The organism is Nitrospirillum guanabarense, assembly GCF_034653355.1.
Lineage (GTDB): Bacteria > Pseudomonadota > Alphaproteobacteria > Azospirillales > Azospirillaceae > Nitrospirillum.
The window spans coordinates 156566-171548 of sequence record NZ_JAYEER010000001.1; the positions used below are offsets into that span (position 1 = coordinate 156566).

General features: G+C 69.7%; 11 protein-coding genes and 1 pseudogene. 1 reads left to right on the plus strand and 11 read right to left on the minus strand.

What is annotated here, in order from left to right; all coding sequences use genetic code 11:
• Positions 1-23: 23 nt before the first annotated feature.
• The 11 genes and pseudogenes from UAA55_RS31130 to UAA55_RS00680 all read right to left on the minus strand — a co-directional run bounded on the left by UAA55_RS31130 (position 24) and on the right by UAA55_RS00680 (position 13564).
• On the minus strand, positions 24-377 hold the full coding sequence (locus UAA55_RS31130; protein WP_416235148.1) for a DUF3325 domain-containing protein: 354 nt from the start codon (positions 375-377) through the stop codon (positions 24-26).
• Positions 370-1968, minus strand: coding sequence for a PepSY-associated TM helix domain-containing protein (locus UAA55_RS00635; RefSeq protein ID WP_322950735.1), 1599 nt, complete (start codon positions 1966-1968; stop codon positions 370-372). The genes UAA55_RS31130 and UAA55_RS00635 overlap by 8 nt, the downstream gene beginning before the upstream one ends.
• Positions 1965-2231 (minus strand): hypothetical protein, encoded by a 267-nt coding sequence (locus UAA55_RS00640; protein WP_322950736.1) that lies wholly within the window; start codon positions 2229-2231, stop codon positions 1965-1967. Before UAA55_RS00640 ends, UAA55_RS00635 begins: the two co-directional genes overlap by 4 nt.
• A 98-nt stretch (positions 2232-2329) precedes the next feature.
• Complete coding sequence (locus UAA55_RS00645; protein WP_322950737.1) at positions 2330-4501, minus strand: TonB-dependent siderophore receptor; 2172 nt, start codon at positions 4499-4501, stop codon at positions 2330-2332.
• A 19-nt stretch (positions 4502-4520) separates the two neighbouring features.
• A complete protein-coding gene (locus tag UAA55_RS00650; RefSeq protein WP_322950738.1) occupies positions 4521-5876 on the minus strand; it encodes a lysine N(6)-hydroxylase/L-ornithine N(5)-oxygenase family protein in 1356 nt (451 codons plus the stop codon).
• A gap of 3 nt (positions 5877-5879) precedes the next feature.
• Positions 5880-6944, minus strand: coding sequence for a GNAT family N-acetyltransferase (locus tag UAA55_RS00655; RefSeq protein ID WP_322950739.1), 1065 nt, complete (start codon positions 6942-6944; stop codon positions 5880-5882).
• On the minus strand, positions 6941-8674 hold the full coding sequence (locus tag UAA55_RS00660; RefSeq protein WP_322950740.1) for a cyclic peptide export ABC transporter: 1734 nt from the start codon (positions 8672-8674) through the stop codon (positions 6941-6943). The genes UAA55_RS00655 and UAA55_RS00660 overlap by 4 nt, the downstream gene beginning before the upstream one ends.
• Entirely contained in the window at positions 8671-8928 is a 258-nt protein-coding gene (locus UAA55_RS31135) for a phosphopantetheine-binding protein (protein WP_416235161.1), read from the minus strand. The genes UAA55_RS00660 and UAA55_RS31135 overlap by 4 nt, the downstream gene beginning before the upstream one ends.
• 20 nt (positions 8929-8948) lie before the next feature.
• A pseudogene (locus tag UAA55_RS00670) lies at positions 8949-11810 on the minus strand (AMP-binding protein); the annotation flags it as partial.
• A 49-nt stretch (positions 11811-11859) separates the two neighbouring features.
• Positions 11860-13287, minus strand: coding sequence for a diaminobutyrate--2-oxoglutarate transaminase (locus UAA55_RS00675; protein ID WP_322950743.1), 1428 nt, complete (start codon positions 13285-13287; stop codon positions 11860-11862).
• A gap of 58 nt (positions 13288-13345) precedes the next feature.
• Entirely contained in the window at positions 13346-13564 is a 219-nt protein-coding gene (locus tag UAA55_RS00680) for an MbtH family protein (RefSeq protein ID WP_322950744.1), read from the minus strand.
• A gap of 366 nt (positions 13565-13930) precedes the next feature.
• Here UAA55_RS00680 and UAA55_RS00685 point away from each other — a divergent pair, with 366 nt between their 5' ends.
• Positions 13931-14971 (plus strand): TauD/TfdA family dioxygenase, encoded by a 1041-nt coding sequence (locus UAA55_RS00685; protein ID WP_322950745.1) that lies wholly within the window; start codon positions 13931-13933, stop codon positions 14969-14971.
• The last annotated feature ends 12 nt before the right edge of the window (positions 14972-14983 follow it).

Here is a 14983-nt window from a genome sequence, read left to right on the forward strand (position 1 = left end):
TCCTAACGCCAGTTGATCAGCCTTTATTCGTCACACCCGGAAGCCATTCCGTTCGGCGCCTCCGCCACTCGCTGGACAGGTCGGCGCGGCTTCCGCATGGACAAGATCGCAAGTGTAAGGGTGACCGTGGATGCGCCGACGGTTAGAGCCGCGATTCCGAGCAAAGTACCAATGCCTGCTCCCTCTTCCCGTACCGCCAGGATGAACGCACCGCCCCAGCAAGCGACGGCAATCAAACGTAGGGTCTTGGTCCAGGGACGGCTGGCAGCCCAACGCGGACCCACGAGATCGCGCCAGTGGCGGTCCAGGCCCAATGCCGCCGAGGCCATCCCCAAGGTAGCCAAGGCGAATACGCCGACCTCCGACCCATTAGCCATTTTCCAACCCCGTCGAGACGACCGCCAAGCGATCGGGCCCCCATGCCTTGCCCCGACGGCCCTGCGCCCGGCGTGCCAGCCGCCACGCGGCGAAGAAAGCCGTCAGGGCCGTCACCGCCAGGCCGGCATCCACGCCCAGCACGGCGCCATGGCCGGCCGCCCAGGCATGGAAGGGGTGGTCGGCGGTGGTGATCCAGTTGGCGACCATGGCCGTCAGCGCCAAGCCCCCCACCAGAACCGCCTGGGCCCGCCAGGGTGGCCCCGGATGCCGGCGCAGGTGCAGGCCGGCGTGCAGGGCCGTGCCGATCCAGCTCAGAAAGAACACCGCCACCTCCGCCAGCTCACGGCTGGGCAGTGCCGCCGGCAGCAGGCGGTTGGCCACCAGCATGGCCAGGGTGGCGATGACAACCCCGGTGGTGGTGGCGCAGGCCGTGGCCGCGACCACCCGCCACCCTCGGCCCCCATGCCGGACCCGCCGCTTCTCCAGCCAATACAGCAGGCCGGTGGCGATCAGCGCGCAGCCCCCCAGCCCTTGCAGAAAGTAAAGCCAGCGCAGGGTCCAATGGTCGAACCGGACCTCATGCAGCCCGGCGATGACGCGCTGCGCCCCCACCACTGGCCCTGGCAGCCCCCGGGCCAGCAGGACGCCGGTGATCCCATCGAAGTAGAGCGGGTCGTTGTGCAGGGTCACCCGGTCGTCGTTGACACGGGTGACGCGGACATAGGCGCCGGCATCGCCGGGATGGACCACGCCGATCTGCGCCACCGCCACCGGCCCGCCCGTCTCCGCCGCCCACAGCTGGCGGGCACGCTCCACCAGCGGGTCCAGCGGCGACAGCGGTACCGCGACGCCCGCCGCCGGCCGGTCGTAGGTGGCGACGGCGTCGGCGTAGAAGCGGTTCATGTCGCCGCCGTACAGCAGCGTGGTTCCGGCGGGAAAGACCACGGGCAGGACGATGACGACGCCGCTGAACGTGATCATCAGATGGAAGGGCAAGACCAGCACGCCTATGAGGTTGTGCAGATCCAACAGCGACCGTTGCGGATGGGCCCGGGGGCGGAAGGTGAAGAAGTCCTGGAAGATGCGGGCGTGGATGACCACCCCGGACACCAGCCCCGCCATCATCGCCACCGCCGCCAGGGCCACGATCCAATAGCCGACGAAGCCCGGACGCAGCAGCAGGCAGTAGTGCAGCGGATAGAAGAAGGAGGAGGCGCCCAGGGTCCCGGCAGGCGGCAGGCGCCGGCCCGTCGCGGTCGCCATCATGCCGGCGGCGCCGGCACTGGTACGGACGCGCAGTTGCAGGACGGGGGTGCGGGCATCCGGCATTTCCACCAGCCAGTCGCGCACCGTGGCGCCCCCGGTCGCGCGCTGAGCGGTCAGCTGCTCCAGCAACGGCCGGGCGACGGCGTCCAGCGACACCGGCGCTTCCGGCACGGCCACCCGGGTGGCCGGCATCATCCAGCGGTCGATCTCCGGCATGAAGACGGTCAGCGATCCCATGAAGAAGATGACGATCAGCAACCCGCCCAAGGCCACGCCCATCCAGGTATGGGGCCACAGTAGGGCCGCGCGCAAAGCCCTGCTCATGTCCCGCTCCCCGGGACCAGGCCCCGCACCAGATAAGCCAGCGCGACCTGGACCGTGGTCCCGACGGCCAGCGCGGCCCAGACCCGGCCGACACGGCCCGCAGACAGCGCCCACAGGGCGATGACGGGCATGGCCAGCAGCGCCAGCAGGCCGAACAAAGTTGAGGCTTCCGCCGGGGCCATCCCCAGCCGCGTGCCGACCACGGCCCCCAGGGCGCCGAAGCCCCAGGCCAGGGCGTAGGTGCCGATGATGGCGGCCAGCACCCGGGCCAGGATGTGCCATCGCCCCCGCGGTGGAGCGCCGGCCCCCCGTTTGGGGGACCGGGTCCGCCGTGACGACCCAGGTGGGAACGCTGGCGCCGTCACAGCTTGGCCTGCAAGGTCACCAGCACCGACCGGGGCTCACCATAGATGTTGCCGGACTGCGGGGTGCCGACGCGCTGATAATAGGTGCGGTCAAACAGGTTCTTCAGGTTGGCGGCGACGCTGATCCTCTCCGTCACGTCGAAGCCGACGCGAGCGTCGAACACGGCGTAGCCGCCTTGGGTCAGCACGGCGTTGCCCAGGGTGGGGAAGGTGTTGGACATGGACGACTGCACCGTGGCGCCGCCACCGACGGTCCAGCGCTTGTCCAGGCTTTCCGGCAAGCGGTAATTGGTCCACAGCTTGAAGGAATGCTTGGGCGCGATGGCGCTGAAGGCGCTGCTGTCAGACACGCTGCTGTCCAGGTTTTCCGCGAAGGTGTAGGCGTAGCCGGCGGTGACGGTCCAGCCGGGCAGCACCTCGCCCGTCAGGTCCAACTCCACCCCCTCGCTCTGCGCCTTGCCCTGGGCCAGATAGATGGACTGGTTGGGATAGCGCGTGTCCGCCTGGGCGCGGTTTTCCTCATCGACATGGAACAGGGCCAGGCTGCCGTGCAGGCGGCCGTCGAGGAAATCCACCTTGGTGCCGACCTCGTACTGCATGCCCTGCAGGGGCTTCAGCACCTTGCCGCTGGCATCGGTATAGGACTGCGGCTGGAAGACCTGGGTGACGCTGGTGTACAGCGCCACGGCCGGGTCCACCTCATAGACCAGGCCGGCGTTGGGCGTAACCTTGCCATCGATGGAGGCCGTGCTGCGCGGGGTCTTGGCCGGGACGACGGTGTCGACCGCCGTATCCCACCAGGTGGCGCGTACACCCGCGATCAGGCGCAGCGGGTCCAGCAGACGCAGGCGCACCGCGCCATAGGTGCTGTAGGTCTGGGTCAGGGTGGTGTTGTCCCGCTGCCACGGGGCCCACACCGGCTCCGCCGCCGTCGCCACGGGGGAGTAGACGTTGACGGTGGACGACCAGGTGCTGCCGTTGGCGTTGTAGCCGTTGGCCGACCGGGCACGGAACTCCGTCCGTTCATAGCTGGCGCCGATCACCGCCTCATGCACCTGCCCGAACAAGGTGAAGGGACCGGAGGCGGAAAGGTCAGTGCCGGCCTGCGACTGGTCGTATCGCACCTTCTGGGCGTACAGGGTGGTGGTGTTCTGGCCCACGACCACGGGGGTGTAGGCGTAGGCCATGACCCGGTCCATGACGTTATCCAGGTACTGCGTGCCCAGGTTGACGTGCCAGCCGTCGCCGAAGCGATGCTCCACATTGGCGAAGGCGCCGGTGGTGGTGAACTCATCCTCGTTCCACTTCTCCCCCAGAGAGGTGGAGCGCGGCACGTCCAGCAGGCTCAGCACATACTTGCCGCCCACCACATTGACCCGGCCCGGCAGGTTCCAGCCGCCCTTGTAGTCGTTCTCCTGCCGGTACACGCCGATGGTGGCCGTGGTGTCGGGCGTCAGGTCGGCACCCACGGTGCCGTAGCCCAGCAATCGCTTCTGGTGCGTCCAGTCCTGGAAGGTGTCGCGCTCCTGGAAGGTACCGACCAGACGGCCACGCACGCTGCCGGACTGGTTCAGGGGGCCGGTGAAATCACCCTCCAGGCGATAGTTGTCCCACGACCCGACGGTCAGGTTGGCATAGCCTGCCGTGGTGCTGAGCGGCACCTTGCGCACGAGGTTGATGGCGCCGCCCGGGCCGCCAAAGCCGGCCAGCAGGCCCGCCGGGCCCTTCAGCACCTCCACCTTGTCGAACACCACCAGGTCGGGCGGCGAGAAGATACGGTCATCCATGGTGGTGGGAATGCCGTCGAACTGCAAGTTGGTGATCTCGAACCCGCGCGAATAGAAGTTCACCCGGTTGCCATCGATGGGCTCCACGATCACGCCGGGGGTCTGGCGCAGCGCGTCATCCAGGGTGACCAGCTTTTGCTCCTGCAACTGCTCCGATCCCAGGACCGAGAGCGACTGCGGCAGCTCGTGCGGCGTCATGGGCAGCTTGGCCGTGACGGTTCTGTCCTTCTCCCGATCCGCTGTCACGATCACCGTGGTGGCGGTGTCGCTCTCGGCAACGGCGCCATCCGGCGCCGCCCAGCCCGCCGCGGGCAGCAGGGCGATCATCGCCACGGTCCCCATGAGTTCCCACAGACGCGCCGGATTCCCGACCTTGTTCATTTCTCGATGTCTCCAGTTTTCAGAAAGCGTGCGCCACGGTCCGGCGCTCCGGCGCCCCCGCGCCGGAATAGGGGGCGGCCAGGGCCGCCGTGATCTCGCGCGCCCTGATGGGCAGGACGGAAAGCAAGGTGTCGCTGAGGCCGTGCGTCGGTTCGCAGCAGCCCTGAAGGAAGATGCCGGCCGTGCAGGCGTCGGTGGTGGCCAGGCGGTAGTCGCGGCGCACCCCCTCCCCCGTCTGCCAGGCCCCCGTCAGCCAGGGCGTCAGCGGTTCCAGCAGGCGGTGGTGTTGCTGACGGTGATATCCGGTGGCCAGGACCACGCCGCCATAGCGGCGGATGTGCCGCTCGCCATCATCCAGGGACAGAAGATCCAGCAGCACGCCCTCCGGCCCGCTGGCCGGCCCGCCGGTCAGGCGCACCTCGCGCACCTCATGCCGGGGCAGCAGGCGGTGCCGATCCACCCGCTCCACCCTCTGCTGGTAGAACAGGCCGTAGACCGTCTCGATCAGGTCGGGGTCGACGACGGCGTAGTTGGTGTTCTGGAATTCCCGCAGGATGCGGTCCCGCTCCTCCGCCCGCCGGCCATAATGATAGTCGGTGTAGGCGGGGTCGAAGATCTGGTTCACGAAGGGGCTGCTGTCCGCCGGCCGCATGGCGGGCGACCGGGCGATCAGGTCCACCGCCACGCCCCGGGCGTGCAGGTCCAGGAAAATCTCCGCGGCACTCTGACCGAAGCCGATGACCGCCACGCGGCCCGCGCGCGCCAGGGTTTCCACCGCCGCCAGATAGGTGCTGGAATGGATGACGCGAGCATCCGTCAGGGCGCCGGTGAAGGCGTCGGGGACGCGCGGCGTGGCACCCACGCCGATGACGACGTTGCGCGCCAGCCAGGCCCGTTCCCGCCCCGCCCGGTTGCGGGCGCGCACCCGCAGACGATGGACCCGGCCGTCCTGCACGTCGGGCTCCAGCGCCACCACCTCCTCGCCATAGTCGCAGCGGTCGCTGAAATGGCCGGCCACCCAGGCCAGGTAGTCGTTGAACTCCCGCCGGGTGGGATAAAAGGTGCGCAGGTTGATGAAGTCCTGCAGCCGGCCATGGACGTGCAGGTAGTTCAGGAAGCTGTAGGGACTGGTGGGGTCGCGCATGGAGACCAGGTCCTTCACGAACGAGATCTGCATGCGGCTGCCGTCCAGCAGCATGTTGCCGTGCCAGACGAAACCGTCTTGGCGTTCCAGGAAGCGGCAGGCGAGATCCGGCCCGCCTTCACGCCCCACCTCACGCAGCGCGATGGCCAGCGCCAGGTTGGAGGGACCGAAGCCGACGCCCAGCACGTCCAGCGGGCGGGACGCCTCGTTCAGGCTGACGGTGGCGCCCATGGCTCAGGCCCCCGCCTTGGGGGCCGGGTCCGCGCGGGGCAGCCACAGCCGGTCATCGAAGAAGCGCTCGCGCAGCAGCATCACCAGCAGGGCGCGCTTGTGGGGAAAGTTGAATTCCTTGACCTTGGCGAAGCCGGAACGGTCCAGGTTCCGGATCTGCTGATGATGGTCGGCCCTGGGTTCACCCACGATGCGCTGGGTGCGCACGTCGTCCAGGAACATGAAGTGAACCAAGGACGGCAGCCAGGCGCTGACATAGGCTTTGCCCCGGATATTTTCGTCGCCGATCAGGACGTGCCAACCCCGGTCGTAGTCCTGGGCGTCGTAGAAGGCGCCGATGCGGTTTTCCTTGGCCCAGTACACCTCGAAATAGCCGAAGGACGCGCCATCCAGGCTGGCGATCAGCGGCAGGGTGTGCGGATCCTCCAGCTGGTTTTCCAGATAAGCCCGATGCTGGGCGAGGTCGCCCTCCTCCTGCCAGAAGGCGGCCACGCGGGGGTCGTTCATCCAGGTGTGGAAACGGGTGAGGTCGCGGTCCATGTCGGCCAGACGGAAGGACAGAACCCGGTCCAGCCAGGGGATGCGGCGTTCGTAGAGGACGCCCGGCGCCTTGGCCGGCCGGCGCGGGTGGTAGCGCCCGTGGCTGAGCGTGTGGATCTGGGGATGCCGGCTGCCGCCGGGCCCACGCAGCCACAGGTCGGGCTTCTGGTACAGGGCGGCGGCCAACACCCGGACCACGCCGCCGGGCGCCATCACCAGGACGCCCTCCGCCTCCAGTACCGTTTGCAGGTCGGCGGGCAGCGACAGGCGCAGGGCCGCCGGATCGCCGGCGCGGGTCAAGGCGCCGTCCAGCGCCGTAAGCGCCGCTACGGTGCGGGAGCCCGTTCCGCCGCCATCGTGCGTGAAGACCAGGACGGGCTCGCCATCCGTCCGTTCCAGCACCCAGCGCTGACGGACGGTGCCACCCACCTTCACGACCAGGGTGTCGCCTTCCCACAGGCAACGCGGCGCGGTGCCGGACAGATAGGGAATGGTCTCGGCGGAACGGTTCTGGGTATCGCCTGTCATTGCTGTCGCCCTCCCGGCGGCGCCGACACGCGCGGCGCCCCGTCGTTGAAAGTGGGGCCCAGGGAATGGGCGGGGCCGGCATCGGCCGGCGTTGCCTGCCAGGGGGTCAGCACGCCGGCATCGCAGCGCAGCACCCTGTCGGCAAGGTGGAAGAAGCGGTCGTCATGGCTGACGGCAATGATGGTGCGGCCGCCTCGCTTCAACTCGGGCAGCAGCTCCTCATAGAAAAAGCGGCGGAAGGCCGGATCTTGGTCGGCGGCCCACTCGTCCAGCAGCAGGATGGGCCGCCGCTCCACCACGGCGGACAGCAGCGCCAGGCGCTTGCGCTGCCCTTGGGAGAAGCGGGTGTCGGAAAAACGGTCCTCGGCGATGGTGACCTTGTGGTCCATGCGCAATCGGCGCAGGAAATCCTGGGCCAGATCCTGGTCCAGCCGGCCGTCCGGCCCCACCAGATGCTCGAAGACATAGGCCGGGGACAGCACGGCGCTGATTTGTTCACGGTGCCAGCCGCGCAAATCGTCCGTCACCTCCACCCCGCCCAAGCGCAAATGGCCTCCGGCCGGGCGGCGCAGGCCCGCCAGCAGGGCCAATAGCGTGGACTTGCCGCCGCCATTGCCCCCGACGATGAACAGCGTCTCCCCCACCGGCACGGTCAGATCGACGGGACCCAGGTGGAAACCCGCTTCACCATCCTGACCGGGATGGTCGTAGGTGACGCCCGACAGGTCGAACAAGGGCGGCGGCACGGCGGTGGCGCCGGCCGGGGCGGCCGTCACCAGGATGGGGCCATCAGGCACATCGAAACCGGCGCGGTGCGGCGCCAGGTTCAGACTTTCCACCTTGGCCAGCGCGACGCCGCCCGCCATCAGGATAGGCAGCGTGCCCACCAGATCATTCAGCGGCATGCGCAGGAACAGCAGCACCAGGACGAAGCCCGCCACCTGTTCCCGCGCCAGGCCCAGGCCGGTGCCGACGATGAACAGGCCGACGATCAGCCCCAGGATGACCAGGGACGTCCAACTGAGGCTCAGCACCCAATAGCGGTCGGCACGGGTTTCGGTGGCGCGGGCGTGCTCCGCCGCCGCCTCCACGTCCAGGCGGTGGAAGACGGCGCGGCGGGCGGCGTTCAACGCCAGCTCCGCCCGCCCCTCGATGGCGCCCCGATAGCCGGCGAACAGCCGGTCGTCCGTGGCGCGCACCTCCATCATCAGGCGGCGCATGGCGAAGACCCAGCCCTGGGCGCAGACCACCGCCAAACCCAGGACCACGGCGCTCATCAGGAACAGCTGCCACGACAGCCAAGCCAGGTAAGCGAAGCCGCCGCCCAGCAGGATGCCGTTGTAGAAGATGAAAGGCAGGCGGTTGAAGGCCTGGCCCACCGCCGTGATGTCCTTGGTCAGGGTGGCGTAGAGGGCCGGCGCGCCGATGCCCTCCAGCCGGTCGATGTCGGTGTCCAGCAGGCGCTTCACCGTGGTGGTCCGCATGTCACGCACCACGCGGTGGCCCAGCGCCGTCAGCAGGGACTGGGAGGCGAAGCCGCAGCCGAACACCAGGACCAAGGCCAGGCCCAGGCCGGCGAAGGTGGCGGCGTTGGCGGCCAATGTGCCGGCGATCAGGCGGTTGACCAGGGCGATGACCGCCAGGCCGGCCACGGCGCCGATGGCGCCCAGGCACAGGGCCAGCGGCAGGCGGGCGCCGAAGCGCCGCATCAGGGTGGACAGCAATCTCATAGCGTATCCAGCAGCTTGGCCATGAAGGCGATGTCCTCGGCCTCATCCACCGCGCCCAGGGCGTCGACGCGGGCCGCCATGGCGCCCAGGGCCGGAACCTGGAACAGCTCGGCCAGGGGGATTTCGCGGCCGAAGGCGGCGCGGATGCGGGTCTGCAGCCGCACCAGGCGCAGCGAATGGCCGCCCAGCAGGAAGAAATCGGCATCCAGGCTGGCGACCGGCTGGTCCAGCACCTCCGCCCAGAGGCCTGCCAAGGTGGCGGCCGTGCCCGTCAGAGGGGGGGCATCGGCGGCGGGCGGCGGGGCCGACAGGTCTGGCAGCGGCAGGGCGCGCCGGTCCAGCTTGCCGCTGGCGTTGAGCGGCAGCCGGTCCAGCCGGACATAAACGGTGGGCACCATGTAGGCCGGCAGGCGGGCGGCCAAGAAGGGCCGCAGATCGGGCGGGTCCCCATTGGTCACCAGGTAGGCGCACAGGATGGCCTCCCCATCCGCCGGCACATGGACGATGACGGCGGCCTGGCGCACCTGCGGATGCGCCTCCAGCGCGCCCTCCACCTCCGCCGCCTCGATGCGGAAGCCACGGACCTTCAGTTGATGATCGGCACGGCCCAGGAATTCGACGGCGCCGTCGGGCCGGCGGCGGGCGCGGTCCCCGGTGCGGTAGATACGGCTGCCGGCGGCCCCGGCGGGAAAGTCCGCGTCGGGGAAGGGATTGGGCGCGAAGGCCGCCGCCGTCGCCGCCGGCTGGCCGGCATAGCCGCGCGCCAGGCCGACGCCGCCGATCCACAGGTCACCCACGGCGCCGGGCGGCAACGGTTCCAGATTGCCATCCAGGATGAACAGGCGGTTGTTGGCGATGGCGCCACCGATGCCCACGGACGGCGCCGCCCCGTCCTCCACCGTCACCACATGGGCGGCGGACCAGACGGTGGTCTCGGTGGGGCCGTAAACGTTCCACAGGCGCACACCCCGGTCCAGCAGGCGGCGGGCCAGGTCGCCGCGCAACGCCTCCCCCCGCACAGGGCGCGCAAGCCCGGCCAGCGGCTGTCCGTGGCATCCAGCAGCATACGCCAGGTGGCGGGCGTCGCCTGCATTAGAGTGATACCCTGGTCCCGGATCAGGCCGTGCAAGGCGGCCGGGTCCAGAGCCTGCGCCCGGCTGGCCAGCACGATGGTGCCGCCGGTGGTCAGGGGCAGGAACAGCTCCAGCCCGGCGATGTCGAAGCCCACGGTGGTCACGGCCAACAGCCTGTCGTCCGGCCCCGCCGCGACGGGTGATGCCATTGCCCGCAGCAGGCTGGAAATGGCTTGGCGGTCGATCTCCACCCCCTTGGGCACACCGGTGGACCCGGAGGTGTAGAGGCGATAGGCCAGTTGCCGGGGATGGACGGGCAAACCCAGGTCGCTGTCGTCACCGTCCTGATCCGGCACGTCATCCAGCACTAGGCGGGGGCGGGCATGGGCCAGGATGGCGTCGGTGCGGGCGGCCGGCTGGTCCGGGTCCAGCGGCAGATAAGCGCCGCCGGCCTTCAGCACGGCCAGCAACGCCACCACCAGCGCGGGTCCCCGGGGCAGGCGCACGCCCACCACAATGTCCGGCCCCACCCCTTGAGCCGCCAGGCGGCGGCCCAGGCGGTTGGCGCGCGCGTTGAGATCGCCGTAGCTGAGGGGGGCGTCCTCGAACACCAGGGCGGTGCGGCCGGGCGCCTGGCGGGCCTGCGCCTCGAACCGAACCACCACATCGTCCGTCGGGCCGACATCCAGCGCGGTGTCGTTGCCTATGGTCAGCTCGTGCGCGCGGCCGGCCAAGTCCAGCAGCGGCAGCGTGTCCAGGGGAGCGTCTGGGTTGGCGAGCAGGCCGGCCAGCAGCGTGCCGAAGGCGCCGGCCAGGGCGGCGATGGTGGCCGAGCCGAACAGGTCGGTGGCGTAGTCGATGGCGCAACGGATGGCGTCGGCGGTCACCGTGACCTCCAGCGCCAGGTCGACCTTGGCGGTCATTTCCCGCACCGGCACGGCCTCGATGGCCAGGCCGGCCAGCCGCATGGCCGCCGGGGGCCCCATCTGCACGTTCACCATGGTCTGGAACACGGGCGCGCGGCCGGGGTCGCGCGGCGGCGCCAGCCGGGCCAGCACCTGGTCGAAGGGGGCCGTACCATTGCCGATCAGGGTGCGGGCGGCGTCGCGCAGGCGGCGGCATAGGGCGCGGCCGGTCAGGCCGGCCCCGATGTCGGCAGGGAAGACGACGGTGTCGACGAAGAAGCCGATCAGCCCCTCCGTCTCCTCCTCCTCACGACCGCCGAAAGGGACACCCACGGCGAAGCGCCGCTGCCCACCCCAGCGGGACAGCACCGCCTGCCAGGCGGTCAGCACCAGGGTGAAGGGCGTGCAGCCCTCCGCCCCACCCACAGCCTTGATCACCGGCAGCAGGTGAAAGGGCAGGTCGAAGGTGTGGCGGGCGCCTCGGCCGGACCAGACCGCCGGGCGCGGCCGATCGGTTGGCAGGTCCAGGGCCGGCGGCAGGCCGCCCAGCAGTGCCACGGCCCCATCCACCGCCCGCGCTATCCGCGCCTGCGCCACCGGTTCGCGCTGTGCGGTGGCATAGTCGGCATATTGCAGATCCAAGGACGGCAGCAGGCGGGCGGCCTCCTTGTCCTCATCCGCCAATGCCGCCTGATAGGCGGTCATCAGGTCACTGGCCAGGATGGGGTTGGATGCGGCGTCGGAAACGATGTGGTGCAGGGCCAGGATCAGGGTGTGGTCATTGGCGGCGGCCGTCACCAGCGTGGCGCGGATGGGCGGGGCCGCCGCCAGATCGAAGGGCCGCAGCGCCTCCGCCGTCGCCCGCGCGACCGGGTCGCCGTCTTCCTCCACCACCAGGCGCAGGGTAGGCGCGCGCTGCACCAGCTGGACCGGCGCGTCCTCCCCCTCCGTGAAGCGGGTGCGCAGGATGGCGTGGCGCCAGGCCACTGCTTGCAAGGCCCGCCCCAGCGCCGCGACGTCCAGGGGGCCGCGCAGCTGGAAGACGCGGGTCAGATTGTAGGCGGTGTCGGCGGGGTTGAAGCGGTGCAGCAGCCACAGGCGCTCTTGCGCATGCGACAACGGTGCCGTCCGTTCCACGTCACTCACCAGGCCATCCATCGCACCCACCCTATCCGCTAATCAGACTTAGTCGCGACTCTAGGTCGCGCTATTCCGCCGCCAGGGCGGCGCCCGGCCGGTCGGCCAGCGCCGCCTTCAGTCCCGCCTGGAAGCGGGCGGCGATCTCATCCACCTCGTCGGCGGTGACGATCAGGGGCGGCAGGAAGCGCATGACGGCGCCATAGCGGCCGCCCACCTCAAGGATCAGTCCCTGTTCCAGGCAGCGCCGCTGGATCGCCCGGGCCAGGTCGCCGTCGGCCGGGCGGGCGCCCAGGCGCAGCTGCGGCCGGCGCTCATCCACGATCTCCACCCCGATCATCAGGCCCAGGCCGCGCACGTCGCCCAGGCAGGCATGGTCGGCTTGCAACGCTTCCAGGCGCTGAGTCAGGCGCCGGCCCAGCAGGGCGGCCTGTTCATCCAGGCGGTCGGCGCGGATGCGGCGCAGGGTTTCGACCCCGGCCGCCATGGCCAGCTGGTTGCCACGGAAGGTGCCGGCATGGGCGCCAGGGGCCCAGCGGTCCAGGTCCTGGTGATAAACCACCACCGACAAGGGCAGGCCACCACCGATGGCCTTGGACAGCACCAGCACGTCGGGCTCGATGCCGGCATGTTCGAAGGCGTACAGGCGGCCGGTACGGCCCAGGCCGGTCTGCACCTCATCCACCACCAGGGCCACGCCATGCTCCCGCGTCAGGCGGCGCAAGCCCTGCAACCAGCGCGCCGGCGCCGGAATGACGCCGCCCTCACCCTGCACCACTTCCACCACCACGGCGGCGGGCGGCAGCACACCGGATTCCGGGTCGGCCAGGATCTGCTCGATCAGCGACAGGCCGGCGTCCACCCCCGCCTCCCCACCCAGGCCGAAGGGGCAGCGGTAATCATAGGGGTAGGGCAGCATCTGCACGTCCGCGCCCATGGTGCCCAGCGGTTCCTTGGGCCCGCGGTTGCCCATCAGCGCCAGGGCGCCCTGGGTCATGCCGTGATAGGCGCCGGAGAAACCCAGCACCACGCGCCGGCCGGTGGCGGTGCGCGTCAGCTTCAGCGCCGCCTCGATGCCGTCGGCGCCGGTGGGGCCGCAGAACTGGATGCGCGCCTTGGCGGCGAAGCCGGCCGGCAGGCTGGCGAACAGATCCTCGACGAAGCGGTCCTTGACCGGCGTCGTCAGGTCCAGCGTGTGCAGGGGCAGGCCGGAATCCAGGATGTCGCGCAGGGCCGCCACCACATCGGGATGGTTATGGCCCAGCGCCAGGGTGCCGGCGCCGGCCAGGCAGTCGATGTACAGTTGCCCCGCCCCGTCGCGGACATAGATGCCGCCCGCCTGCCTCAGCGCCAGGGGAATACGGCGGGGATAGGAGCGGGCGTTGGATTCCCGCGCCGCCTGCCGGCGCAACAGGGGATCATCCTGCAGCCGGATGGGTGGCTGGCCGCGAAAGCCGGCCAAGGTCAACGGCGCAGCACCCAGGGGGTCGCTGGACATCGTGCATCTCCCGTTGTTGCGCTAAGGCGCCGGCAGGCAAGGGCCGGCGGCGGCGAGATCAGGTCGGCTGGCCGGCGACTTCCAGCGCGCGGCGCAGGCTCAACGGCCGCATGTCCGTCCACACCGTCTCGATGTGGGCCAGGCACTCATCCCGCGTGCCGCTGACACCGACGGCCTGCCAGCCGGCGGGCAGCGGTTTGTGGTCCGGCCAGATGGAATATTGCTCTTCCCCGTTGATCACCACGTGGAAGCGGGTGTCAGGGCTATCCCAGCTCATGTGTGGTCCCCCCATGGTCTGTGGCCCACGCCGGGCCTAACAATTTCTTTAATATTGATATTGATTCTTATTTGCAAGTCGTTTCAGGCTGGGGTAGCGTTACCCACGTTCGGGGACGATCAGTACGTCAACGATCGAGAGGATGGATCGCACCGCCGGGCAGCGCCACGCGCTGGAGAAAGACCACCGGTGATAGCAACGGCGACCGGAGGTTTTACGGAAATCCGTGCCCCGGTCAACTACTGAAAGTGATTCTCATTCCTATGACATAGGCCCGGACACATCCCTTCGGCGGGACGGGGCGGGCAGATTCGAGGCATCCGCGACGATGCCCAGGAAGCAAGCAATCACACGGAATGGATTGAAATGGATACACTTCCCCCCCTCGCCGCTCCGCCCGCCACGGCCGAGGCCTCGCCCCTGCGGCTGGTCCCCTTGCTGGGGGACCGGGACGCCCCTCTGCCCTTGCTGGTCACGCCCAAGGCGCCGGGCACGGTTTGGCGGGATGTCTTCACCGACATCAAAAGGGTTGTGGCCCAGGTCCTGCCCACGGTGGGCGGTATGGTGTTTCGAGGATTGGACATCCAGGGCGACGCCCCGTTTCGCGCCTTCGTTGAAGCCTTCGGCCGCCCGCTGCTGGATTATGACTTCGGTTCCACCCCGCGATCGGTGGTCGAACGGGGGGTCTACACCTCCACCGAATACCCGGCGCACCAGTCCATCCCCCTGCATAACGAGCAGTCGTACACCCTGCAGTGGCCGGGCACGATCTGGTTCCATTGCGTGACGGCGTCGGAGACCGGCGGCGCCACCCCCATCGCCGACAGCCGCGCCATCTACCGCGCCCTTGATCCGGACGTCCGCCAGCGCTTCGCGCAGCGACGGCTGATGTATGTGCGTAACTACGGCAACGGTCTGGATCTGCCCTGGCAGCGCGCCTTCAACACCGATGATCCGGCGGCGGTGGAGCGGTTCTGCCGCGCCAACGCCATCGAATGGGAATGGAAGGAGGACGGCGAACTGCGCACCCGCCAGGTCTGCCAGGCGGCGGCCCGCCATCCGATGACGGGGGAGACGGTGTGGTTCAACCAGGCCCACCTGTTCCACGTCTCCGGCCTGCCCCATGCCGTGCGCGACACCCTGCTGGCGGTGGTGGAGGATGAAATGGACCTGCCCCGCCACGTCTTCCATGGCGATGGCGGCCCCATCGCGGAGGCCGACCTGGCCCATATCCGGGGCGTGCTGGACGCCTGCACCGTGTCGTTTCCCTGGCGGGCGGGCGACGTGATGATGCTGGACAACATGCTGGCCGCCCACGGTCGCGCGCCTTTCACCGGCGCCCGCAAGGTGGTGGTGGCCATGGCCGACCCCATCCGCGCCCCGGAATTGCCCGTCGCCGCGCGCTGACCCCGTCCCTTC

Excerpts from the sequence above, each read along its gene's own strand:
- UAA55_RS31130 (WP_416235148.1), bottom strand. The coding sequence starts at position 377 with ATGGCTAATGGGTCGGAGGTCGGCGTATTCGCCTTGGCTACCTTGGGG.
- UAA55_RS00635 (WP_322950735.1), bottom strand. The coding sequence starts at position 1,968 with ATGAGCAGGGCTTTGCGCGCGGCCCTACTGTGGCCCCATACCTGGATG.
- UAA55_RS00645 (WP_322950737.1), bottom strand. The coding sequence starts at position 4,501 with ATGAACAAGGTCGGGAATCCGGCGCGTCTGTGGGAACTCATGGGGACC.
- UAA55_RS00650 (WP_322950738.1), bottom strand. The coding sequence starts at position 5,876 with ATGGGCGCCACCGTCAGCCTGAACGAGGCGTCCCGCCCGCTGGACGTG.
- UAA55_RS00655 (WP_322950739.1), bottom strand. The coding sequence starts at position 6,944 with ATGACAGGCGATACCCAGAACCGTTCCGCCGAGACCATTCCCTATCTG.
- UAA55_RS00660 (WP_322950740.1), bottom strand. The coding sequence starts at position 8,674 with ATGAGATTGCTGTCCACCCTGATGCGGCGCTTCGGCGCCCGCCTGCCG.
- UAA55_RS00675 (WP_322950743.1), bottom strand. The coding sequence starts at position 13,287 with ATGTCCAGCGACCCCCTGGGTGCTGCGCCGTTGACCTTGGCCGGCTTT.
- UAA55_RS00680 (WP_322950744.1), bottom strand. The coding sequence starts at position 13,564 with ATGAGCTGGGATAGCCCTGACACCCGCTTCCACGTGGTGATCAACGGG.
- UAA55_RS00685 (WP_322950745.1), top strand. The coding sequence starts at position 13,931 with ATGGATACACTTCCCCCCCTCGCCGCTCCGCCCGCCACGGCCGAGGCC.